This window comes from Ferrimonas balearica DSM 9799 (assembly GCF_000148645.1).
Classification (GTDB): Bacteria; Pseudomonadota; Gammaproteobacteria; order Enterobacterales; family Shewanellaceae; genus Ferrimonas; species Ferrimonas balearica.
In genome coordinates, this window is the sequence record NC_014541.1 from 1,187,530 (window position 1) to 1,212,274 (window position 24,745).

At 59.6% G+C, this 24,745-nt stretch carries 17 protein-coding genes; 14 read left to right on the top strand and 3 right to left on the bottom strand.

The features are described from left to right. Positions 1-129: 129 nt before the first annotated feature. The 10 genes from FBAL_RS19505 (at position 130) to FBAL_RS05615 (ending at position 11,266) form a co-directional block, all read left to right on the top strand. On the top strand, positions 130-1,485 hold the full coding sequence (locus tag FBAL_RS19505) for a capsule assembly Wzi family protein (RefSeq protein WP_171814252.1): 1,356 nt from the start codon (positions 130-132) through the stop codon (positions 1,483-1,485). Continuing rightward, positions 1,479-2,015, top strand: coding sequence for an outer membrane beta-barrel protein (locus tag FBAL_RS05580; RefSeq protein ID WP_013344600.1), 537 nt, complete (start codon positions 1,479-1,481; stop codon positions 2,013-2,015). The genes FBAL_RS19505 and FBAL_RS05580 overlap by 7 nt, the downstream gene beginning before the upstream one ends. Before the next feature lie 611 nt (positions 2,016-2,626). Continuing rightward, positions 2,627-3,514 (top strand): UTP--glucose-1-phosphate uridylyltransferase GalU, encoded by an 888-nt coding sequence (gene galU / locus FBAL_RS05585; protein WP_013344601.1) that lies wholly within the window; start codon positions 2,627-2,629, stop codon positions 3,512-3,514. A gap of 197 nt (positions 3,515-3,711) precedes the next feature. Further along, positions 3,712-4,878 carry a nucleotide sugar dehydrogenase gene (locus FBAL_RS05590; RefSeq protein WP_013344602.1) on the top strand — a complete coding sequence of 389 codons (1,167 nt, stop codon included), beginning with the start codon at positions 3,712-3,714 and terminating at the stop codon, positions 4,876-4,878. A 68-nt stretch (positions 4,879-4,946) separates the two neighbouring features. After that, a complete protein-coding gene (gene galE, locus FBAL_RS05595) occupies positions 4,947-5,963 on the top strand; it encodes a UDP-glucose 4-epimerase GalE (protein ID WP_013344603.1) in 1,017 nt (338 codons plus the stop codon). A 481-nt stretch (positions 5,964-6,444) separates the two neighbouring features. Further along, on the top strand, positions 6,445-6,609 hold the full coding sequence (locus FBAL_RS20410; protein WP_013344604.1) for a hypothetical protein: 165 nt from the start codon (positions 6,445-6,447) through the stop codon (positions 6,607-6,609). Positions 6,610-6,640: 31 nt separating this feature from the next. After that, positions 6,641-7,789, top strand: coding sequence for a hydrogenase small subunit (locus FBAL_RS05600; RefSeq protein ID WP_013344605.1), 1,149 nt, complete (start codon positions 6,641-6,643; stop codon positions 7,787-7,789). Beyond that, a complete protein-coding gene (locus tag FBAL_RS05605; RefSeq protein WP_013344606.1) occupies positions 7,782-9,485 on the top strand; it encodes a nickel-dependent hydrogenase large subunit in 1,704 nt (567 codons plus the stop codon). The genes FBAL_RS05600 and FBAL_RS05605 overlap by 8 nt, the downstream gene beginning before the upstream one ends. Positions 9,486-9,494: 9 nt before the next feature. Then, positions 9,495-10,163: a Ni/Fe-hydrogenase, b-type cytochrome subunit gene (gene cybH / locus FBAL_RS05610; protein ID WP_013344607.1), complete on the top strand. Its 669-nt coding sequence runs from the start codon at positions 9,495-9,497 to the stop codon at positions 10,161-10,163. A 335-nt stretch (positions 10,164-10,498) separates the two neighbouring features. Further along, complete coding sequence (locus FBAL_RS05615; protein ID WP_013344608.1) at positions 10,499-11,266, top strand: RelA/SpoT domain-containing protein; 768 nt, start codon at positions 10,499-10,501, stop codon at positions 11,264-11,266. 61 nt (positions 11,267-11,327) lie between these two features. Here the strand turns inward: FBAL_RS05615 and FBAL_RS05620 are convergent, their stop codons facing one another. Together FBAL_RS05620 and FBAL_RS05625 are read right to left on the bottom strand one after the other, a co-directional pair. Then, positions 11,328-12,911 (bottom strand): BamA/TamA family outer membrane protein, encoded by a 1,584-nt coding sequence (locus FBAL_RS05620; RefSeq protein ID WP_013344609.1) that lies wholly within the window; start codon positions 12,909-12,911, stop codon positions 11,328-11,330. Positions 12,912-13,066: 155 nt separating this feature from the next. After that, positions 13,067-14,689 carry an alpha-glucosidase family protein gene (locus FBAL_RS05625; protein WP_013344610.1) on the bottom strand — a complete coding sequence of 541 codons (1,623 nt, stop codon included), beginning with the start codon at positions 14,687-14,689 and terminating at the stop codon, positions 13,067-13,069. A gap of 650 nt (positions 14,690-15,339) precedes the next feature. On the opposite strand from FBAL_RS05625, the gene FBAL_RS05630 reads away from it, so the two are divergent. The 4 genes from FBAL_RS05630 (at position 15,340) to FBAL_RS05645 (ending at position 24,100) form a co-directional block, all read left to right on the top strand. Then, entirely contained in the window at positions 15,340-18,072 is a 2,733-nt protein-coding gene (locus tag FBAL_RS05630) for a TonB-dependent receptor (protein WP_013344611.1), read from the top strand. 182 nt (positions 18,073-18,254) lie between these two features. After that, entirely contained in the window at positions 18,255-19,754 is a 1,500-nt protein-coding gene (locus FBAL_RS05635) for a tryptophan halogenase family protein (protein ID WP_013344612.1), read from the top strand. A 62-nt stretch (positions 19,755-19,816) separates the two neighbouring features. Beyond that, positions 19,817-21,700 (top strand): alpha-amylase family protein, encoded by a 1,884-nt coding sequence (locus FBAL_RS05640; protein WP_013344613.1) that lies wholly within the window; start codon positions 19,817-19,819, stop codon positions 21,698-21,700. 33 nt (positions 21,701-21,733) lie between these two features. Continuing rightward, the gene (locus tag FBAL_RS05645; RefSeq protein ID WP_013344614.1) at positions 21,734-24,100 is read left to right on the top strand and encodes a glycoside hydrolase family 31 protein; all 2,367 of its coding nucleotides are present in this window, start codon (positions 21,734-21,736) and stop codon (positions 24,098-24,100) included. Between the two features lie 63 nt (positions 24,101-24,163). On the opposite strand, the gene FBAL_RS05650 is transcribed toward FBAL_RS05645, so the two are convergent. Then, a complete protein-coding gene (locus tag FBAL_RS05650) occupies positions 24,164-24,703 on the bottom strand; it encodes an outer membrane beta-barrel protein (RefSeq protein ID WP_083771168.1) in 540 nt (179 codons plus the stop codon). Positions 24,704-24,745: the final 42 nt, after the last annotated feature.

Consider the following 24,745-nt stretch of genomic DNA (forward strand, 5'->3'; position numbering starts at 1 on the left):
GTTAAGCTTTTGAAAACAAAACTAGTTTTAGGTTTTTTTGCACTAGTAGGGACATCAGCCCCCTGTTTGGCAGTATCTCCCTATATTTCATTGCAAGATGACTATCTGAATGGGCGGATTGACCAGTTGGTGGTAGTGGCCAATCTGCCCACCATGCGCAAGCCCTACAATGTGCAGCAGGTGCGGCATCATCTTGAGCAGATCAAGGACACCATTCCAGGTCTGTATATGGAGATTGATCGCCAACTCTATCGCTATGAGCGCGATCTTGCGGTGACTTATGCCGAAGTGGGGTTGGCCGGGGCCGATAACCCGGATAACGGCAAAGTGATGCCGAACGCCCGTGGCGAACGGCTCGACTCCAATTACCGCGCAGCCTTTACCGCTCAGTACCGATATGACGACTGGTTTATCGCCTCAGTGGGTGGTTTGGCACTGGACTCTGCTGCAGGGCAAACTCAGGCGGATACCGACAGTGACATCATTCCGGTGGGCTCTTATATCTCCATGGGCTGGGACAGCTTCCAGGTGGATGTGGGCTATCGTGAGCACTGGTTGTCGCCCTTCAGTCAGTCAGCAATGCTGGTGTCCACCAACGCGCGTCCTTCGTTCTCTGTCGGCATCAGTAACCCCATGCCGTTTGAAGGTCTGTTGAATCTGCACTATGAGGTCTACGTTTCCCGCCTCGAATACACCGACAGCATTGTCTACGGTGATGAGCTGGAGGATGGTCGCCCGGCGCTGCTCGGCTTTCAGATGAGTATTGAGCCTATTGAGGGCTGGACGTTGGCCGCAAACCGCACCATGCAGTTCGGCGGCGGCTCCCGCGAAGTGAACCTGAAAACCATCTGGGATGCATTCTGGGATCCGGTCAGCAGCGACAACTCCGGTGAGATTGATTGCGAAGGGCCCTCTAACACCTGTGAGTTTGGCAACCAGATTGCGTCCATCAGCAGCCGCATGAATTTCGGTGGCGAAGTGCCCTTTGCCATCCTGATGGAGTACGCCGGTGAAGACACCGCAGGTCACTCCAATCTTCGACTTGGCAACCTTGCCATGTCCGCAGGGTTGCACATCCCGTTTCTGCCTGAATGGGCCGGTGGCCCGGACTGGTCCTTTATCTATGAATTCAACGAATGGCAGAACGCCTGGTATATCCATCATATCTACCTGAATGGCTACACCAATGACGGCATCGGTATGGGCCACTGGGGCGCCAATGATCGCGTCTTTGGCGATGGCGTTGGTGGCCGCGCTCAGGTCGTTAAACTCGGCTGGCAGCGTGGTGCAGGCACTCGTTATGAATTTACCTACCGCCAGATCGAAAACGAAGATTATGGCCAGATGGATTACGCCACAGGGCGGGAACTGGACATGCGCTACTACGGCACCGCCTGGGGCCAGCGCTGGGGTTACCGACTCTATGGTGGCAAAAATGTGTATGACGAAGGCTTTTTCCGGGGTGAAGTGATATGGCAATGGTAAGTCGGTTAGCAGCGGGTCTGCTGGCTTGTGTGGTGGCGGCTCCGGCGATGGCGGATGACGCCTGGTACTGGAATCTGGGCGTGGGCGGCAGTGTGTTCTATCAGTCCAACTCCGGCGGCAGTGCGTCACCCGAGTTCACCGATACCAGCTTCCGTCCTAATGTGCAGCTGGGTGTGATGCGTCCCATCAATGAGCGCTGGAGCCTGGGCACAGGTGTGGAGCTGTTGGTGGAGGATTTCACTGATTGGGGTAACTCCGGCAACCTGTTGATGTGGCGCATCGGTGAGTTTGGCTATCAGTTATCTGACAACTGGGCGCTGACCTTCTACGGCGGTGCTGCACGGTACTACCGTGAAACCTCGGCCTACGGCTATGGTTTTGGAGCCGGTGCGCTCTATCAACTGAGCCCAAGCTGGGCGCTTAGCTTCGAAATCAACTACGTTGGCACCGACACAAGTATCAACAGTGCAGACCCCTTCAAGCGAGATAAGTTTGGTTGGGGCTCCACCGTACTGCGCTATAAGTTCTGAGCAGACAAAAAAACCACCTCAACAGGAGGTGGTTTTAACGTTCTGTGGCTAAATCGATTAGCTGGCTGTCCATGCCTCGCACCTCGACACTGTGATATTCGTCCATGGAGTGGCTCAGTCCCAACTGCTGTGGGTCCGGGCCAAGCGGATGATGACTGGAGCAATGATTGCCGCCATAACTAGCGCGACGCTGATCCATTCACTCATGCTTTACCCTCCATTTCATGCTGACTAACGCCAACTGTTATTGTGGTAGGCAGAGTGCCTGTCTTTCACTTCTGGGTGGGACAGCACTGAAATTAACGTTAACGAAACATCTGAGGTAGTGCAACCAGATGATGATGTGGTGGGTCACAGTTTGGCCAATTGCCCACAGCGCGGATTGGGCCAATTGCCTGATTTGTATGTGCTAATTTCTATCGTTGTATCAGGGCCTTGGGGGAGGGTGTCTCTTCCTTGATTTGGCCGGGGGCAGTGGGAAGTCGGTTTCGCTGACCATCACATCTGAAATTGAAACCGATTTTGGATAGTCTAACGACTGCGGCTTCTCCTCGATTTGACCTGCGCCGCCCTCGATACAACAGAGTTTGACTCAACAGGTAAACCATTTCATGAGCTTAAAGAAAGTCGTTATCCCTGTCGCCGGTTTGGGCACCCGTATGCTGCCAGCGACTAAGGCCATTCCCAAAGAGATGCTGCCGTTGGTGGATAAGCCGTTGATTCAGTACATTGTTAACGAATGCGTCGCGGCGGGCTTTAAAGAGATCATCCTGGTGACGCACGCCTCCAAAAACGCCATCGAAAACCACTTCGATACCAGTTTTGAGCTGGAAGCGACCCTGGAGAAGCGGGTCAAGCGTCAGTTGCTGGACGCAGTGCAAAGCATCTGTCCTAAAGACGTCACCATCATGCACGTACGCCAGGGCATCGCTAAGGGCCTGGGGCACGCCATTCTCTGTGCTCAGCCGCTGGTGGGCGATAGCCCATTTGCCGTGGTGCTGCCGGATGTGATCCTGGATGAGTACACTGCTGATCAGGCTTGCGAGAATCTGGCGGCGATGAAGGCCCGTTTTGAAGCCACCCGTCACAGCCAGGTGATGGTGGAGCCGGTGCCGATGTCCGAAGTCAGCAAATACGGTGTTGCCGATTGCAAAGGCGCCGAGCTGAAGCCCGGTGAGTCCACCGCCATGACACAGGTAGTGGAGAAGCCGCCGGTGGAGGAAGCGCCTTCCAACCTGGCCGTGGTGGGGCGGTATATTCTGTCTGAGCAGATTTGGTCATTGCTGGCCCGCACCCCGGCCGGTGCCGGTGATGAGATCCAGCTGACCGATGCCATCGCCATGCTAATGGAGAAAGAGAAGGTGGAAGCGTTCCATATGACCGGTAAGTCCCACGACTGTGGCGACAAGCTGGGTTATATGAAGGCCAACGTGGAATACGCACTTCGTCACCCTGAGCTTGGCACGGCTATGAAAACTCACCTGCAGACTCTGGTGTAAGCTGTCGACAGGTTTCAAATAAGCGCCCTTCGGGGCGCTTTTCGATCCTGCTCTCGGGTAACCGTTCAAGGATGGTCAAACAGTGAGCATGGAAGAGCCAGGGTCTGTGCGCTTGGTGCCAGCATTGCTAATATGTCTGGCACTGTTCAGCGGCCGCGCTTACGTCGGCCGTATCGATTGAAGTTGGAATACCTAAGATGAAGATTGCGATTGCCGGAACCGGCTATGTGGGACTGTCCAATGCCGTGCTGCTGGCACAGCACCACGAAGTGGTAGCCCTCGACATCATTGAAGCCAAGGTAGAAGCGATCAACGCCGGTCAGTCACCGATTGCCGATGCCGAGATTGAGGATTTTCTGGCTAACCGCACCCTCAATCTGCGTGCCACCATCGACAAGCAGGAAGCCTATGAAGGCGCCCAGTTTGTTGTGATTGCGACCCCTACTGACTACGACCCACAAACCAACTACTTCAACACCAAGTCCGTTGAAGCGGTGATTCAGGATGTGATGGCCATTAATCCGGATGCGGTGATGGTGATCAAATCCACCGTGCCGGTGGGTTACACCCAGTCAGTCAAAGCCAAGTTTGGTTGTGACAACATCCTGTTCTCGCCTGAGTTCCTGCGCGAAGGCCGTGCTCTGTATGACAACCTGCACCCGTCACGCATCATCGTTGGCGAGCGCTCCGAGCGGGCCGAGACCTTTGCCAACCTGTTGGTGGAAGGCGCTGAGAAGCAGGACATCCCGGTGTTGTTTACCGATTCCACCGAAGCGGAAGCGGTCAAGCTGTTCTCCAACACCTACCTGGCGCTGCGTGTGGCTTACTTTAATGAACTGGACTCCTACGCCGAGACCCACGGCCTGAACAGCCGCCAGATAATCGAAGGCGTGGGTCTGGACCCGCGCATCGGCAATCATTACAACAACCCCAGCTTCGGTTACGGCGGTTACTGCCTGCCGAAAGACACCAAGCAACTGCGCGCCAACTACGAGAATGTGCCGAACAACATCATCTCGGCCATCGTGGACGCCAACCGCACCCGCAAAGACTTTGTTGCCGATGCCATTATCGCCAAGCAGCCGAAAGTGGTGGGCGTACACCGCCTGATCATGAAAGCCGGCTCCGATAACTTCCGCGCCTCCTCGATTCAGGGCGTAATGAAGCGCATCAAGGCCAAGGGCATTGAAGTGGTGGTGTATGAGCCGGTACTGGAAGAGGAAGAGTTCTTTAACTCCCGCGTGATCCGCGATCTCGAGGAGTTTAAGCGCATCTCTGACGTGATTGTGGCCAACCGCCTGACCGACGACATTCAGGATGTGGCTGACAAGGTCTACACCCGTGACCTGTTCGGCAGCGATTAATATTTCGCGCTTTTTTGCAGTAGTTTTGGAATCATAATGGTTTGTAAATCTTCAAGGACAGAACAGTAATGGCAGTTTTGGTTACTGGTGGGGCCGGCTATATCGGTTCGCACACCTTGGTCGAGTTGCTTGAACAAGGCGACGATGTGGTGGTTGTGGACAATTTTAGCAATAGCTCAAAGGAGTCTTTGAACCGCATCAAATCGATTACTGGTCGCGATGTGGTTTTCTACCGTGGCGACATTTGCGATCACGCCCTGCTCACCACCATCTTCCAGAATCATGATATCGATGCGGTGGTGCACTTCGCTGGCCTGAAGGCGGTAGGGGAGTCGGTGTCTCAGCCGCTGCGCTACTACGAGAACAACGTCTACGGCACCATGGTATTGTGTCAGGCCATGGCTGAGGCTGGGGTGTTTAACCTGGTGTTCTCCTCTTCCGCCACGGTATACGGTGACCCGGCTTCACTGCCCCTGCGGGAGGACGCGCCGGTGGGTGGTACCACCAACCCCTACGGCACCTCCAAGTACATGGTGGAGCGCGTGCTGTTTGACCTTCAGGTGTCCGACCCACGCTGGAACATCGCCATTCTGCGCTACTTTAACCCGGTTGGGGCGCACCACAGCGGCCTGATTGGGGAAGACCCCAACGGCCCACCCAATAACCTGATGCCCTTCATCAGTCAGGTGGCCGTGGGCAAACGTGAGCAGCTGGCGGTGTTTGGCGATGATTACGATACCCCAGACGGCACGGGCGTCCGTGACTATATCCATGTGGTGGATCTGGCCAAAGGCCACCTGAAGGCACTGCTTAAGTTGCAGCACAACCCCGGTGTGGTGGTGTACAACCTCGGCACCGGCAACGGCTACTCGGTACTGGAGATGGTGAAAGCCTTTGAGCAGGCCAGCGGACAACCCGTGCCCTACGTTATCGCCCCCCGCCGCAGCGGCGATGTTGCCGCCTGTTACGCCGATGCCAATAAAGCCAAAGCAGAGCTGGACTGGCAGGCAGAGCTTGGCTTGCAGCGGATGGTGGAAGACAGCTGGCGCTGGCAGAGTCGTAACCCGGACGGCTATCAGAGCTGAGTGCCCAATCACGCAAAAGCGCCCTTCGGGGCGCTTTTTTGTTTTGGGTAATTCTTCGTGGCGTGGACTTTTCGCGGCCCAGGGCAGTCAATGCATCGACGTCGATGTACGGTAGCGTCGAGAAAATCAATACGACTTTCGTTAGGGGTCAGGTCAATAAATTAATTAAAATCAATGGTTTGGTGTTTTGTTGCCAGCGTGGTGCCGACTCTTTTTAACATGAGAGTGATTCAGATCAATAAGTGCCACAAGTTGTGATTGAGATCACGAAGGGGCTCTTTTAGGCTCGCCGCTTTGTGACACCAGTTAATGTACTCAGCGGACGATTCGCCAGGGAACGGCATCCTGTTTGAGACGCGCGCATTCACTAAAGCGACGTGGTCTTCCTGTTCAACCCCAGCCCTCTACTTCCCTCGTCTATCTCTCCCGAGCCCACGTTCACTGGTTTCCTGTGGATGCATCGATGCTCAAGGAGAGAACAATGAAAAATCGCATCGCCCTGTTTTTGGCACTACTCCCCTCCCTTGCTTATGCCCACCCGGGCCATGGCGGGCTGGGTCAGTTTCATCACGCCTGGGATCTGCTTCTGATGCTGCTGGTTGTGGCAGCACTGGTGTTTGGCTGGCAGCGATTCAAGCGTCGCTGAGTGCCCACTGACGCACATCAAGGAGGATGCCATGTCCGATTATCGAGCGTTGATGGCGCGGTGCGAGTCGCGTCTTGAGAGCCTGGCCAAACAGGCTGCGGTAAAGAAAACACCGTTGAACGAAAAGCTGGATGCCGCCGGTGTCAGCCGCCGTGATTTTATGAAATGGTCCGCCATTACCGCCAGCACGCTGGCGCTGCCGATGCAGTTTGCCCCGATGGTGGCCAAAGCCGCCGAAGTGGCGGACCGTGTGCCGCTTATCTGGCTGCATATGGCCGAGTGCACCGGCTGTTCAGAGTCACTGATCCGGGGCGATACCCCAACGGTGGATACCCTGATCTTCGATTACATCTCGCTGGAGTACCACGAAACCCTGATGGCCGGTTCCGGTTGGCAGGCGGAGGCGCGGTTGAGTGAGGCCAAACAACAGTATGCCGGCCAGTACCTGCTGGCGGTAGAGGGGGCCATTCCCACCGCCAACGGCGGCCACTTCCTGACCATTGGTCCCCACGGCCACACCGGTTTGGACATGGTCCATGAGACGGCGGAAAACGCCGCTGCCATTGTGGCTGTCGGCACCTGCGCCTCTTTTGGCGGCGTGCAGGCTGCAGCACCAAACCCGACCGGTGCCAAGGGCGTCGACAAGGTGATTCATCAGCCAGTGGTTAATCTGGCGGGATGCCCCCCCAGCGAGAAGAACATCGTGGGCACGCTGATGTACTTCATCATGTTCGGCAAACTGCCCCCGCTGGATATGTTCAACCGTCCGAAGTGGGCGTATGGCGCCCGGGTACACGACAACTGCGAACGTCGCGGCCACTTTGATGCCGGTGAGTTTGTGGAGACTTTCGGGGATGAAGGGGCAGAGGACGGTTACTGCCTCTACAAGATGGGCTGCAAAGGCCCCTACACCTACAACAACTGCCCCACTGAGCGGTTTAACCACCACACCAGCTGGCCGGTATTGGCCGGTCATGGCTGCATCGGCTGCTCTGAACCCAACTTCTGGGACACCATGGCGGACTTTGAAAAGCCCCTGGGGCGCCGGGAGTTACACAGTCTGGATAAAACCGTGGATTTCGTCGGGGGCACCCTATTGGGGCTGACCGTTGCGGGCATCGGCGCCCATGCTGTTGCCAGCGTATTTGCCAAGGAAGAGAAGGAGTCGGGCGATGAGTAAGCGTGTTGTTGTCGACCCCATTACCCGCATTGAGGGACACCTGCGGGTTGAGGTCGAGGTGGATGAGAATAATGTGATCACTCAGGCCTGGTCCTCCTCCACGTTGTGGCGGGGCATCGAGGTGATCATGAAAGGGCGCAGCCCGATGGACGCCGGGCTGTTGGTCCAGCGGATTTGTGGGGTCTGTACCTCCTCTCATTATCGCTGCGGTACCGAAGCGGTGGAGAACGCGTTGGGCGTGAAGATCCCGGCCAATGCCCAGTACGTTCGTACCCTGATCCAGGTGGCGCTGTTCCTGCACGATCATCTGGTGCACTTCTACCACCTGCATGCTCTGGATTGGGTGGACATCGTGTCGGCGCTGTCGGCGGACCCGGAAGCGGCTGCCGCGGAGGCGCTGCGCTGGACTGACAAGCCGATTGCGGCCGGGGCAGGGGATTTGCGTGCAGTGCAGGAGCGGGTGACCAAATTGGTGGAAACCGGCAAGCTGGGGCCGTTTGCCAATGGCTACTGGGGCAACCCCACCTACAAATTGACGCCGGAACAAAACCTGATTGCGGTTTCCCACTACCTGAAAGCGCTGGAGATCCAGCGGGTGGCAGCAGAGATGATGGCGATCTTTGGCGGCAAGTCACCGCACCCTCAGTCCATTGTGGTCGGTGGGGTGACCTCGGTACGTGACCTGCTCAACCCCGCGCGTCTGCAGGAGTGGAAAACCAAACACGCCCAGGTGCATGACTTTATCGAGCGTGCCTATCTGCCGGACATCCGGATGGCGGCAGACGCCTATCGGGAGGAACCGACGGTACTGGGCGGCGTGGGCGTGACCAGTTTCCTGACCTGCCGTGACTTTCCGCTGGGCAACGGCGAGTACCTGTTCAACGATGGCGTGATTCTCAACGGTGATCTGGCCAATGTTCAGCCGCTGGACCCCAGCCTGATCAAAGAGGACGTCACCCACTCCTGGTATCAGGACGGTCCGGCTCTGCACCCCTATGAGGGGCGGACTGAGCCTGACTACACCGGTTTCAAAACCGGACAAACCCTGCACGGCGAACTGCCGACTCTGGACGTCAACGGCAAATACTCCTGGGTGAAGTCGCCCCGCTACAACGGTGAACCGATCGAAGTGGGGCCGCTGGCCTGCCTGCTGGTGAACTACGCCCAGGGTAACCCCCGTGTGGTGGAGGCGGTGGACGGCTTCCTGAACGACACCGGTCTTCCGGTTGAAGCGCTGTTTACCACGCTGGGACGTACGGCGGGCCGATTGATTCAGAATATGCTGATCTCCAAAGCCGGTATGGAAACCTTTGAGGCGCTGGTCAGCAATCTGGCGGTGGATAAGAGCACCTTTACGCCGCCGGAGATGGACCCGGACAAGGAGTACCAGGGCCATGCCATCATTGAGGCGCCCCGGGGCACTCTGAGCCACTGGGTTCGAATCAAGGGCGGTAAAGTGGAGAACTATCAGGCGGTGGTGCCGACCACCTGGAACGCTGGCCCGGTGGACGCCAATGGCAAAATCGGGCCGTTTGAGGCTTCATTGATTGGCCTCAAGCTGGATGACCCCACCAAACCGCTGGAGGTGATTCGGGTGATCCACTCCTTTGACCCCTGCATGGCCTGTTCCGTACACGTTATGGACTTCAAAGGGGCGGATTTGGGTCAGTTTCAGGTGGGGCCGAAAGGCGCCTGAGGAGGGGCTATGACAACCAAGACGCTGTATACCCGCGACCCTGTATTCACTCCGGCGATTCGGATCATGCACTGGTTGCGGGCACTGTCCATCGTGGCTTTGGTGATCACCGGGTTTTACATCGCCTGGCCTTTCCTCACCCCATACGGTGGCACGGACAACCTCCAGCAGGGTTGGGTGCGGGCGGGCCATCTGCTGTTCGGCTTTGTGCTGGTCGGTATTACGCTGGCCCGGGCGTATCTGTACTTCTTCAGCCGCAGCGACGTTGAGCGACGCTCGTTTCGTGATGTGGTCAGTCTGGACAGCTGGAAACGCCAGCTCCGCTCCTACTTATGGAAGGGAAAGCTGGATAAGGCGGGCGTATACGGCCCCCTGCAGTACGTGACCTACCTGGGTCTGACGCTGGTGATGGTGTTTATGTGCCTGTCCGGTCTGGCGATGCACGCCCACGTTTACCACGACGGATTCGGCGGCGCGCTGTACCCGTTTGCCGAATGGTTTGTCGGCATCATGGGCGGCATGGCGCCGGTGAGGGAGTGGCACCATATCCTGACCTGGGCCTTTATGATCTTTGTGGTCATTCACGTCTACATGGCAGTGTGGAGCGGCATCCGCTTCAAGCAGAACTCGGTCGATGCCATCGTATCGGGCTGCAATATCCACCCCTCCAAGGATTAACAAGCAAACGCAGCGCCAACCATGAGGTTGGCGCTTTGAACAGAACGGGGCAGTGCTTCCTGCTGGGAAGTCGGGGCTTCCGGTGCGTCTGTGGGCTGGCCATTGGTCAGCCCGCAGCGCTTTTCTCTGCGGTCATTGAAAAGTGTGAGGCGGCTCACCCTGTGCGCGACAAATGGCAATTTCCTGTCACATACCTGTACGCAATCTGATGTTCGTGACGGTTTTAGCAGCCTTGCCGGAACCGTCCACGTAAGCTGGGGCTCCATCGAGTTGAGGTCACCAAAGACGGCGGCCCGAATCGAACCGCCCTACGGGGCAAACCTAAAGGAGTCTGAATGTTCAAGCTTCTGCAAACGGCCCTGGTGCTCTTTATGGTCAGCCGGGCCCCCGGCGCCTTTGCCGCACCACAGACCGGCGTGGTCACCAATCTCAGTACCAGCGCGTATGTCCAGGCCAACAGCCAGCGCTTCTACCGGGACCTGAAAGACCTCTACGCCATCGCGCCCAAACGGGATAAGCGTGCCCTTCAGCCCCATACCGATTTCGATACCCTGTACCGCCAGGCCAATGCCGCCCAATTTGAGCTGGTACAGCTGACCCGTCACGTCGCCACCCTGACGGAAACCGAAGCCCTGTTGCCGGGCATCAAGAGTCGTCAGCGCGCCGAAGCCAAACTGCACGGTGAACTGGATGGCGATGTCACCCGAATGACCGACCTGGCACGCACCAGCCTGGTTGCCAATGACATTGGCTCTCTGGTGGCGGCCTATGAACAACTGGATGCCCGCGTTGAGGTGGTGGGTGTTAAGAACCGCTTTAAACAGCCGAAAGCGAACGGCTACCGTGACCTGAACCTGCTGGTGCGCCTGCCCAAGAGCGACATGGTGGCCGAGGTTCAGATCCACCTGTCTCCGATCGCCGAGATTAAAAACGGCCCGGAGCATGAGATCTACAAACAGGTGCAGCGGCTGGAGCGTCAGGCCCAGCAACAGCCCCTGTCCGAGCTGGAGCAGGCCCGCATGGCGCGCTTGACCCAGCAATCCACTGACCTCTACATCGGTGCCTGGCACCAGATCCTCAGCAGCGTTCGCCAGACTGCTTAACGTTTTACGCTTCCCTAACCATCTTCACCCCGCTTCGAGCGGGGTGTTTTTTATGTGGGGCTCAGAAATGATTGCGCACTTCCACCCGCCACTCCCAGCGATTAACCTCCGGGTCATCGTTAATCGGGCGGGCAAAGTCGAGGTGCACCACATTGCGGCTGCCCGCACGGGAGAGGTAGAAGCGCAGGCCTGCCCCCACGCTTTGCAACGCGCCCTCGGGGTTGTCGGGGTAGGGGCTGCCGCCATAGCTGCGGCCCACATCGTAAAACATCGCCGCGCCCACTTCCGCCAGCTGGAACAGCGTGATGCTCGGGTAGTAGCGGGCTTCGGCGCTGGCTAACCAGTGCCAGTCGCCATGCTGGTACTGCAACGGGTAGCCGCGCATTCCGGTGTCGCCCCCCAGGGTAACGGGCTGGTCGATATAGGCGTTGTCGGAACCGGTCAGAACCGTCTTGGCGTAAAACCGCACCGGCTCGCTGAAACGATAAAACAGCTCCTGGCGCCATTGGCCATAGAGTCGGGTTTTGCCGTCCTCGCGCTCCTCCACTTCGCCGGCGAGTTTGGTCAGCCACAGCAGATTGGGGTGAAGGTCGAGGCCAAAGGCCAGCTGGGCATCGCCCTGGGGGTTGCTGTTGCGGGTATCCCAGCCCACCCTGAGGCCGATATCCAGGCCCAGGTTGATGTCCTCGTAGCTGTTGATCAGGAACACATTGGTGCGTTCGGTAAAGCGGTCCTGCTGGTAGTGACTGCGAAACCAGGCCACAACCTGATCGCGGTCGGCCGGCAGCAGCGCGGTTTCCTCAATGGCACCGAAGGTCATCTTGTCCCGGCTGAGGCCCACCTGATAGCGCCAGACGGCATCGTTTTGCTCCCCCGGTGACCAGCCGTACCAGCCCCGGTACTGCAGCGCGGCCCGGGCGTACTCATTCACCTGGCCATTGCCCTGACGAATGCTGTCCTCCCGTTTCTCATCGTTCATCGATACGGCCCAGGCGTAGCGCGTGTCTTTGGCGACAAAGGGACGGATCAGGGAAAAAGCCGCCTGGCGGCCATCGTCGGTGTCCGCCAGAGTCAGTGCCAGTCTCAGGTTTTGCTTGAGAAACAACGGGGTTTTCAGGTCAAGCAGGTAACCGGTGCGTTCGTAATTGCTGAAGTAGAGCAATTCCGTATCAATGCCCAGGCCCAGAAAGTTACTGTCCTTGATGCCGAAGGAGCCGGAGTTCTCTCCGCCTTCACGGGAGAAGCTGATGGTGGGCAGCAGCGACCAGGTGTCCCAGGTCTGCACTTCGATAAGGCGCTCGCCATCGCTGCGGGTGTGTTCCTGCACCTGGGCATCCCTCAGATAGGGGCGGGCCCGCAGGTAACGCTCCAGCTCATAGAGGTCGTCGACGTCCTCTTCACAGGGGGTGAAGCCTGCCACTTCGTTTTCCAGCGTGACTGGGCGGGTGGTGATGTGCAGCTGGTTGGCAAAACGGTGCACCCAGGTGTAGCCGGGCAGGGTGGGGTCAAACACATTGTGGCTGATGAACTGGTACTGGGGATCCGGCCCACAGGTTTCAATCAGCGGGGCGTCCTCTGGTGATTCGGCCATGACCACCGGGGCAAGCAGGGCCAGCAGTGTGACGTTCCACAAGCGATGATTCACTCGGTTCCCTCAAGGCAGTGTGGCGGCTTTATGCGGGCGCGCCATTGCGCTAAGCATAGGAAAATCGGCGGGCGAGGGGAATAAAACGACCAAAAGGCAGAGGGTTGTGGCGCAACAAAGAAAAACGGGCCCGCCGAAGCGGGCCCCGAATTGGCTTACGCCAGGCGGGCAAAGAAAACCCCGTACGCCGGGAAGGCGAGCACGTTGCCTTCGCATTGCGCACCACGGAGGCCGTGGTCCGACAGTACGGTTTGAGCCGGACCGAGTGGCTCAAAATCGAGGGAGATGGGCTCGGCACCCAGGTTAAAACCGCACAGCATCCGTTCACCGTTGTGCTCGCGCACAAACAGCAGCACCGGCTCTGGCGCATCCAGAAAGTCGATGCTGCCGACGTTCAGGGCGGGGTGTTGCTGGCGCCATTTCAGGAAACGGCGGAAGCTGTGCAGTACCGAGTTGGGGTCGGCGTCCTGCTGGTCAACGCTGCGGGCACGATGTGAATCCGGTACCGGCAGCCACGGCGTGGCGTCTGAGAAGCCGGCGTTGGGGACATCGGCCTGCCACGGCATCGGGGTACGGCAGCCGTCCCGGCCCTTAAAGTTGGGCCAGAAGGCGATGCCGTAGGGGTCCTGCAGCTGCTCGAAGGGGATATCCGCCTCCTCCAGTGCCAGCTCTTCCCCCTGATAGAGGCAGACGCTGCCGCGCAGGCTGCACACCATGGCGGTCAGCATCTTGCACTGTTCGTCACTGGCTTGGCCCTGAGCCCAGCGGGTGGCCACCCGCACCACGTCATGATTGCTGACGGACCAGCAGGGCCAGCCGTTGGCCACCCGGCTCTCCAGCGTCTCCACGGTCTGACGCACGTAGCCCGCGCTGTAGTCGTTGGTCAGCAGTTCGAAGCTGTAACCCATATGCAGGCGACCCGCTTCGGTGTACTCCGCCATGGTGGCAAGGGAGTCTTCCGAAGAGATTTCGCCCAGCGCGGCGGTGCCCGGGTAGCGGTCCATCAGGGCGCGCAGGCGCTCAAGAAACGCCAGGTTCTCCGGCTGGGTGTTGTTGTAGTAGTGGTACTGGAACGCGTAAGGGTTGTCCTCGGAGAATCCCCGGCCCTGGCGCGCCTCCACCGGCTTGGCCGGGTTGTCGCGCAGCTGGGCGTCATGGAAACAGAAATTGATGGCATCCAGACGCAGGCCATCCACGCCCTTGGCCAGCCAGAACTCGACGTTATCCAGCACCGCCTGCTGAACCTCCGGGTTGTGGAAGTTCAGGTCCGGCTGACTGGCCAGGAAGTTGTGCAGGTAGTACTGCTGGCGGCGGGGTTCCCACTGCCAGGCGCCGCCACCAAAAATGGAGAGCCAGTTGTTGGGCGGGGTGCCATCGGGGTTGGCGTCGGCCCAGACGTACCAGTCGGCTTTGTCGTTATCGCGGCTCTCGCGACTGTCCAGAAACCATTGGTGCTGGGCCGAGGTGTGGCTCAGCACCTGATCGATCATCACCTTCAGCCCCAGTTCGTGGGCCCGGGCCAACAGGTGGTCAAAGTCTTCGAGGTTGCCGAACAGCGGGTCAACATCGCGGTAGTCACTGATGTCGTAGCCAAAGTCGTCCATGGGTGACTTAAAGAACGGCGAGATCCAGATGGCGTCGACCCCCAGACTGGCGATGTAGTCCAGTTTGGCAATGATGCCCGGCAGATCCCCCACGCCATCGCCATTGGTGTCAGCGTAGCTGCGCGGGTACACCTGGTAGATTACCGCGCCCCGCCACCATTCGTTCCTTGTCATTGCCATACCTCTTTATTGCCGGTTGCCACAGGGTGGCGCTCGCTGTTCTTTGGGCCATCGGGGCCGGAGCGAGTCCTACTTATCGTTGTGAAGGCATACGTTAAATCCTTGTTTGTTTGGAGTCATCCTGCATACGTATGCATAACAAATGAGCTTGGCGGGAGGCGCTTCGGAGGATCCGACTGCGGCGGGTGACTGACTGCCCGGTGAGGAGAGAAAGCGCAGAGTCAGTCGGTGGTGCGCCGGCTCAGACCCTCGCCCAATGTAAAATCGATGTCAATTGAACTGGTCGCTGTTTTTGTGCGCCATTGGGAAACAACTTTCGCACCAAAATAAGGCAGAATCGGATTCATGCCACAGTGTGGAAGGGCTCGATAATGGTTCGGGCCCTCAGCCAGCCCTGTTGTACCAGCCCCATTGGGGCGGGATTTGGCTGCCCTTTTATGGGGCGAAGGCGGTGTCAGTTTGATGACGAAAAATCTATGAATACGTATGCATAAGATTGTTTGCCAATTAACCCCCTGATTACCATCTGCCAACAACAAGTCACAGCTGGCTTGCCTGAGGCGACAGCGCCAAAGCAGTAGACGACGCGGTCTCGCTGACGACAAACCAAGGACGAAAATAAAACACCTCAAGGGGGAGAGAACATGTCACCGTTTAAGCCAAGTGTGCTGACGCTGGCTCTGGTTGCTGCAGGTATGAGTGCTGTTGCCTATGCGGCGGAAGAGAACGCGCCGCAGCAGGATGAAGCCCAGACTGTTGAAGTCATTGAAGTCCGCGGCATCCGCCGCTCTCTGGCCGCTGCCCAGGCCGAAAAGATGGATAACACCTCCATCGTTGAAGCCATCTCGGCGGAAGACATCGGCAAACTGCCTGACAACAGCATCGCCGAATCCCTGGCCCGCCTGCCGGGCCTGACCACCCAGCGACTGAACGGTCGTGCCAACGTGGTTTCCATCCGTGGTCTCGCCCCCGATTTCACCACCGCCACCCTCAACGGCCGTGAGCAGGTGACCGTGAATGAGAACCGCGGCGTCGAATTCGACCAGTATCCCTCCGAACTCATCAACTCTGCCGTGGTGTACAAAACCCCGGACGCCAGCGTGATGGCCCAGGCCATCGGTGGCACCGTGGACCTGCAAACCGTCCGCCCGCTGGCGCACGGTGAGCGCACCATCGTGGTTAACGGCCGTTACGAAGAGAACGACATGGACCAGCTGAACCCGGATGTGGACAACACCGGTTACCGCTTCAGCTTCTCCTACATCGACCAGTTTATGGACGACACCCTGGGCGTGGCCCTGGGTCTCTCCTCCATGTCCAGCCCCAGCCAGTTTGAGCGTACCCACATCTGGGGTTACCCGGAAACCGGCGCTGCCGAAGGCAACCCGCTGGTGATGGGCGGTTACAAGCCTTACGTCCAGTCCTCTGAGCTGGAGCGTGACGGCCTGATGGCGGTGATTGAGTTTGCCCCGAACGACCGCCTGCACTCCGTACTGGACGTGTTCTACACCGACTTCCAGGACAACTACAGCCTGCGTGGTGCTGAGATCCCGCTGGCGTGGAGTGCCGCCCAGCTTGACCCCAACAGCGTCGTCGTTGAAGACGGCCTGGTGACCGAAGGCACCTTTAACGGCGTCAAGCCGCTGATCCGTAACGATTACGAAGATCGCGACGCCGACCTGGCCGCAGTGGGCTGGAACATCAGCTACATCCTCAGCGACCTGTGGAGCGCCGAGGCCGACCTGTCCTACTCCAAAGCCAACAGCCAGACCTTCTCACTGGAGAGCTACTCCGGCATCGGTCGTGGTTACGACGAAGGACTGCAGGACACCTTCGACTTCGTGATGACCAACGAAGGCGCCATCTTCAACACCAACACCAACTACGCCGACCCGGCGCTGGTGCAGCTGGGCAACCCGCAGGGCTGGGGCTTTGCCAACGGCATCCAGGATGGCTTTATCAATGACATCGAGCTGGAAGACGAACTGGCGGCCTTCCGCCTGAGCGCCGCCCGCATCATTGAGTCCGGTGCCATCTCCCAGGTGGAGTTCGGGGTGAACTACACCAACCGGGAAAAAACCAAGGATTACCAAGCCGCTTACCTGCAGCTGAAGGACAACGCCGCCACGCCGGTGCCGTCCGAGTACCTGCTGCCCTCCGTTGACCTGGGCTTTATCGGCATCGGTGACCTGCTCAGCTTCGACTCCCGCGCTCTGTACAACAGCGGCAACTTCTACAACGAGTTCGACGCACTGCAACTGGATGCCTGGCGCCAGACCAAGTCCTGGAGCGTCAAGGAAGAGGTGATGACCCCGTACGTCAAAGCCGACATCCTGACCGAGCTGTGGGACCTGCCGCTGAAAGGTAATGTGGGCGTGCAGGGGGTTTACACCGACCAAAGCTCCGACGGCTACGGCACCTACGTGGATGAGAACGGTGGCATCCAGGTGGTTCCGCTGTCCGGTGGCAGCGATTACTGGGAGATCCTGCCCAGCCTGAACCTGAGCCTGGAAGTGGCCGACAGCCAGTACGTGCGTCTGGGCATCGCCCGCACCCTGGCCCGTGCCCGCATGGACCAGATGAACGCCAGCCTGGAGCTGTCCTACAACGCCGATAAGGTGGATTCCACCGACATCGAAGACTCCCCGTGGGGCGGCAGCGGCGGCAACCCGGAGCTTGAGCCGTGGATGGCCTGGCAGTATGACCTGAGCTACGAGAACTACTTCTCTGACACCAGCTACTTCGCCGCCGCGATCTACTACAAAGACCTGGAAAACTACATCTTCCAGCAGCAGACCATCGGCGACTTCACCGGCATTCCGGTGGCGGGCGAAGAACCGGCGCTGCGCGAAGGTTACGTCAGCATCTGGCAGAACGGCCAGGGCGGTTACATCTGGGGTGGTGAGCTGACCCTCTCCGTCACCGGTGACCTGCTGCACGATGCCCTGTCCGGCTTCGGCGCGTCCGTGAACTACTCCTACACCGACAGTGAAGTGAAGGAGACCAGCGACAGCGAGCCGCTGGAGCTGCCGGGCCTGTCTGAAGACGTGATCAACTCCAGCGTCTACTACGAAGACTACGGCTTCCAGGTTCGGGTCAGCGCCCGTTACCGCTCCGAGTTCCTCGGTGAAGTCAGCGGCCTCAGCCTGGCCCGCGACAAGCGTTACGTCGACGCGGAAACCCTGGTGGATGCCCAGATCGGTTACGACTTCTCCTACTCCGGCATCGCCGCACTGGAAGGTCTGACCCTGCTTATCCAGGGCCTGAACCTGACCGATGAACCGTTCAAAACCTACGAGAATGACGACAAGCGCCTGGTGCGTGACTACCAGAGCTACGGTCGTACCATCCTGGTTGGCGGCAGCTACACCTTCTAATCCGGTGTTAACTGCCTGAGAAAGGGCCCCTGTAATGTGTGTTGCAGGGGCCTTTTTTGCCCTTTGGCGAGTCCGTTTCCACAGCGGCTTCGCCACAGGGTAAAACCCGTCTTACCCACCGGCCATCCATAGCCAGTGACAACGACCTCCCAATGATGGGGCCCTGCAGCAAGGAGTGGGCAATGCAGCGACAACAGGTGGTGATCCTCGGCGGCGGCAGCGCCGGCTGGATGACGGCAGCGATGCTGGCCAGAGTGCTGGGGAGCGCGGTTTCACTCACGCTGGTGGAGTCGGAGCAGATCGGTACCGTCGGGGTCGGTGAAGCCTCCATCCCGCCACTGGCGCTGTTTAACCAGGCGCTGGGCATCGACGAAGCCGAATTTATGGCCGCCACCGCTGCCACCTTCAAGCTGGGCATTCAGTTTGAGCACTGGGGCCAGCAGGGTGACCGCTACCTCCATGCTTTTGGTGCCATCGGCCGCGACCTTGGCCTGACCCCGTTTCACCATCTTTGGCTGCAGCAGCAACCCGATGAGGTAGCCGATCTGTGGCAATACTCTCTCAACGCCCAGGCCGCCGAGCAACACCGTTTTGCCCGGCTGGACCGCATCGACGGCACCCCGCTGGCAGGGCTGACCCACGCCTACCACTTCGACGCGGGTCGCTACGCCGCCTATCTGCGCCAGTACGCCGAGCAGCGCGGCGTGGTGCGTATCGAAGGGCGGGTGGAACAGGTGGAGCAGGCAGCCAATGGCGACATTCAGGCGCTGCGGCTGGCGGATGGCCGCCGGATTGAGGGTCAGCTGTTTATCGACTGCTCCGGCCTGGCGGCACGGCTGATTGAGCAGACTTTGGGCAGTGGCTTTGAGGACTGGTCACACTGGCTGCCCTGTGACCGCGCCTGGGCCGTGCCCAGCGCCAATACGGACACCCTGCGCCCCTACACCCGTGCCATCGCCCGTGAGGCGGGCTGGCAGTGGCAGATCCCGCTGCAACACCGCACCGGCAACGGTCTGGTGTTTGCCAGCCGTTTTCTGGATGAGGAGAACGCCCGGCAACAGTTGCTGGCCAACCTCGACAGCGAGCCTCTGGCCGAACCGCGCCTGATCCGCTTCCGGGTCGGCCGTCGCCGTCAGCAGTGGCATCGCAACTGCATCGCCATCGGCCTCTCCAGCGGCTTCCTTGAGCCGCTGGAATCCACCAGCATCCACCTGATACAGAGCGCCATCATGCGACTGGTGAAGCTGTTTCCCTCAGCACAGGGGGAGATGGACGCTCTGCGCGACAGCTTTAATCGTGAATCGCAGCGGGAGTTTGAGCAGGTTCGCGACTTTATCATTCTCCACTACCACCTGAACCAGCGCGGCGATGCCCCGCTGTGGCGTCACACCCGCACCATGGCGCTGCCAGAGTCGCTGGCCGCCAAACTTGCGCTGTTTGGTGAAAGTGGCCGTTTACTGCGACAGCAGGATGAGCTCTTCACCGAAGTGGCTTGGATGCAGGTGATGCTGGGGCAGGGGCTGGTGCCAAAAAGCGTTCATCCGCTGGCGCAGTCACTCAGCCCCGCGCAGTTGCAGGAGTTCCTGCTCAATCTGCGCACCATCATCGGTCATACCGCCGGACGGTTGCCGTCCCACCAGGATTTCCTGGCCCGCTATTGCCCGATGCCGAACACCCCCTGATAACATGGCCCTGGCAACGGCAGGGCTGAGAACCACCGATAACAACAACGAGAAGATGCACCATGAAACGATTCCCCCTTCGTCCCCTGGCCGCCGCGCTCGCCGCTGCACTGGTTTCTGCTGTGGGCCTCACTGCCTGCAGTCAGACCCCGGAGCCGCAAGCCACCGTGGCCGAACCGGCCAGCAAAGCGGTGGTGTACCAGATGTTCACCCGCCTGTTTGGCAACACCGAAACCGCCAACCTGCCCTGGGGCACTCTGGAGCAGAATGGCGTCGGCAAATTTAACGACATCACCGACCAGGCGCTGGAAGGGATCAAAGAGCTGGGTGTCAGCCACGTCTGGTATACCGGCGTGCTGCACCATGCCGTGGTGGGGGATTACAGCCAATATGGCATCAGCAACGACGACCCGGACGTCATCAAGGGCCGCGCCGGTTCCCCCTATGCGGTGAAGGACTACTACAGCGTCAATCCGGACCTGGCCGAGAACCCGGCAGAGCGGATGGCGGAGTTCAAGGCACTGGTGGCGCGCAGCCATCGCCACGGACTCAAGGTGATCATCGACATCGTGCCCAACCACATCGCCCGGGATTACCAATCGCTGGGTAAGCCGGACGGGGTGGAGGACTTTGGTGCCAACGACGACACCAGCGTGGAATACGCCCGCGACAACAACTTCTATTACGTGGTGGGGCAGCCGTTTCAGGTACCGCAGTGGCTGGACGGCTACGAGCCGCTTGGGGGCGAACCCCATCCGCTGGCGGACGGCCAGTTTGCCGAAAATCCGGCCAAGTGGACCGGCAACGGCGCCCGGGCGGCCCAGCCCCACTTCCATGACTGGTACGAAACCGTCAAGGTGAATTACGGCGTGCGGCCTGATGGCAGCCACGACTTCCCGGCACTGCCGGCGGAGTACGCCCAAATGGATGTGACCGGGCACTATCAGTTCTGGCAGGGCAAGGACGTGCCGGATTCGTGGGAGAAGTTCCGCGACATCGTGCTGTTCTGGACCGAGTTCGGCATCGACGGCTTCCGCTACGACATGGCCGAAATGGTGCCGGTGGCGTTCTGGAGCTACCTCAACAGCCACATCAAGCAGGTGAACCCGGACGCCTTCCTACTGGCGGAGGTGTACCAGCCGGACCTCTACCGCGACTACCTGCATTTGGGCAAGATGGACTACCTGTATGACAAGGTGGACCTGTACGACACCCTGAAAGCGATCATCCAGGGGCGGGAGAGCACCGACGCCATCGTGCCGATCCAGGCCGCCAAGGCGGACATCGAGCACCATATGCTGCACTTCCTTGAGAACCACGACGAGCAACGCATCGCCAGCCCGGATTTCGCCGGTAAGGCGGAGAATGCGCTGCCCGCCATGGTGCTGTCCGCCACCCTCAGTACCTCACCCACCATGCTCTATTTTGGTCAGGATGTGGGGGAGCCCGGTGACGGCGATGCTGGTTTTGGCAAAGCCACCCGCACCACCATCTTTGACTACTGGGGTGTGCCGGCGCACCAGCGCTGGATGAACGATGGCGCCTTTGATGGCGGCGCGCTCACCGAACAGGAGCAGGCCCTGCGGGACTACTACGTTCGGCTGATGCAGTTTGTGGCCGACAGCCCGGCCCTGATGGGCCAGTATGCCGAGATCCACAGCGCCAACCGTGATACCACTGGCTACAACGACCGCCACTACAGCTTCCTGCGCTGGAACGATCAGCAGCAACTGCTGGTGGTGAGCAACTTTGACCAAGCCAAAGGCAGCGAGATGGCACTCAGGGTGCCCGCTGAGCAGATCGCCCAGTGGCAACTTGCGGACGGGGAATATGCCCTGAACGATGCCCTCAGCGGTGAATCTCTGAGCCTGACCGTGCGTGACGGTGAGGGCCTCGTTGCCCTGACTCTGGCACCGCTGCAATCCCGCATTCTGGTGCGCCAGTAACCCATTGCCCATAACAATCCTAAGAGGCATGCAATGAAACGGATTCTGACTCCACTGGCCGCAAGTCTGGCGCTGGCACTCTGCGCGCCGGGGCTGGCGGCCACCCTGACCGGCCACCATTTTGACGGCCGTGATCTGGTGCTGACCACCGATGAAGGCACGGTGACCCTGACCGGTTATGGCGAAGGCGCGCTGGCGGTGCACTACCAGCAGCCGGGGGTAAAACAGCTGCCCAGCTTTGCCATTGATGAGCAGGCGCCCCGGGTGGCGGGCAAGCTGGTGCGCGATGGGGCGCAGTGGCAGTACCAACTGCCGGAGCTGACCGCGCTGATCGACACGGCGCCGTTTAAGCTCAGCTTTGTGCATCACGGTGAGGTGGTGCTGGCGGAAGAGCACGGCCTGTTTGTCCACGATAACCTGCGCGGATTCCGCTTTGCCCTGGAACCTCAGGAGAAGCTGGTGGGTGGCGGCCAGCGGGTGTTGGGGATGGACCGCCGTGGCCACCGTCTGCCGCTCTACAACAAGGCGTCCTACGGTTACACCACCCACGCCGAGCAGATGTACTACGGCCTGCCCGCGGTGCTCTCCTCCAATCAGTACGCGCTGGTGTTCGACAACAGCGCCACCGGCTGGATCGATCTGGGCAAAACCGAAAGCGACGTGTTGCAGTTTGAAGCCCAGGGGGGGCGCACCGCCTATCTGGTGGCCGCGGGCTCCGATTACCCCGAGGTGATTGAGAACCTGACCGCCGCCACCGGCCGTCAACCGTTGCCGCCACGCTGGGCGCTGGGCAACTACGCCTCTCGCTTTGGTTACCACACCGAGCAGGAAGCCCGCGATACCGTGGCCAAATTCCGCGATGAGGACTACCCGCTGGACGCCATCGTGCTGGACCTCTACTGGTTCGGCAAAGACGTGCAGGGCCATATGGGCAACCTGGCCTGGGACTACGAGGCCTGGCCAACACCGGAGCAGATGATCGCCGACTTTCAGGCGGACGGGGTGAACACCATCCTCATCACCGAGCCCTTTGTGCTGACCACCTCCAAGCGTTGGCAGGAGGCGGTGGATGCAGATGCGCTGGCGCAGGACCTGGCGGGCAAGCCCAAAACCTTCGACTTCTACTTTGGCAACACTGGCCTTATCGACGTGTTTGCTGAGTCCGGTCAGCAGTGGTTCTGGAACATCTATCAGGGCCTGATGGAGCAGGGCGTGGCGGGCTGGTGGGGCGACCTCGGTGAGCCGGAAGTGCACCCCCATGACACCATCCACGCCATCGGCACCGCCGACGAGGTGCATAACGCTTATGGTCACCAGTGGGCGCGGATGGTTTACGAAGGGTTGCGTCAGGCCCAGCCGGACCAGCGCCCGATGATCATGATGCGCTCCGGCTTTGTCGGTTCACAGCGCTACGGCATGATCCCCTGGACCGGCGACGTCAGCCGCAGTTGGGGCGGATTGCAGCCGCAGGTGGAGCTGTCTTTGCAGATGGGCTTGCTGGGGCTGGGTTACACCCACTCCGACCTCGGCGGTTTTGCCGGTGGTGAGCAGTTCGACGCCGAGATGTACACCCGCTGGATGCAGTACGGCGTGTTCCAGCCGGTGTACCGCCCCCACGCGCAGGAGAACATTGCGCCGGAGCCGGTATTCCACGACAAGGCCACCCGCGACATTCTGCGTGACTGGGTCAAGCTGCGATATCGCATGCTGCCCTACAACTACACCCTGGCTTACCAGAACAGCACCACCGGCATGCCGCTGATGCGCCCGCTGATGTTTGAAGCCGAGAGTGACCTGAGCTGGTTTGATAACAAGGATGCTTACCTGTGGGGCGATGCCTTCCTGGTGGCCCCGGTGGTGCAGCCGGGCGTGACTGAGGTGGCGGTGGCCCTGCCGGAGGGGGTCTGGTTTAACTACTTCAGCGGCCAGCGTCATGAAGGGGGCAGAACCGTCTCGGTACCGGTCACGCTGGAAACCCTGCCGGTACTGGTGCGGGCCGGCAGCTTTGTGCCGATGGTGGCGCCGATGCGCTCCACCGCGGACTATTCCAGTGCCGAGTTGACCCTGCACTACTACCACGATGACAGCGTGACGCAGGCCAGCGGCGAGATGTACGAAGACGATGGCCGCAACCCGGATGCGCTGGTTAAGGGGGAGTACCAGTTGCTGACTTTCAGTGCGGAAGCGGAGGCACAGGGGCTCACTATCAACCTGCAGCGTCGGGGTGATTACCCCGGTGCACCACAGCAACGGACGCTGGATCTGCAGCTTCACCACCTCGTTTCAGCGCCACAGTCGGTGACGGTGGACGGCACGGCTGTCCCGTTCCAATGGCAGGATGGGGTGCTGTCAGTGCCGGTACGGTGGCAGCAGGCCCGCCATCAGGTGGTGGTGCGTTAACCTCGCCACCACCACAAAAAACGCCGCCCCAGAGGGCGGCGTTCTGTTTTGGCCGGATGCGATTCAGAATGTGAACGTGGCGCCGATGGTGTACATCCAGGTCTCGTCCAGAATATCCAGGTACTCGATCTCGCCGCGGATGGCGAAGCTGCCCAGTTCAAACTCCAGCCCCAAACCGGCGGCAAAGTCGAAACCGTCATCGCTGCTCTTTTGACCCTCATACTTGGTGTCGGAATCCCAGTAGATGCCACCCAGCTTACCGAAACCACGGAGTGGGCCGAGCGGGATGCCACCAACGGCAAACACGTCGATGCCGTAGGGGTCTACCTTGGCGTTGCCGGCGGTGGGCGCACCCAAATCCCGGTAGCCACCTTCAACCGCAAATACCGGGTTGAACTGGTAGCCCGCGAAGATTTTCCAGGCAAAATCGCTCTCATCAAACTCGGGGAAGTCGATGTCTTCAAAGTCGGCATTGTCTTGCTGAATGCTTGCGCCACCAATGGCGGCACCGACGTAGAAGCCTTCATCTTTAGCCAGGGCAGGGGCACTGGCCAACGCCAGCAGGACGCTGAGCGCCAGAGTATTGCGTAACATCATCATCATCTCCTTTATGCAGCTTCCATGGCCGACCTTTGTGGCCGGTCC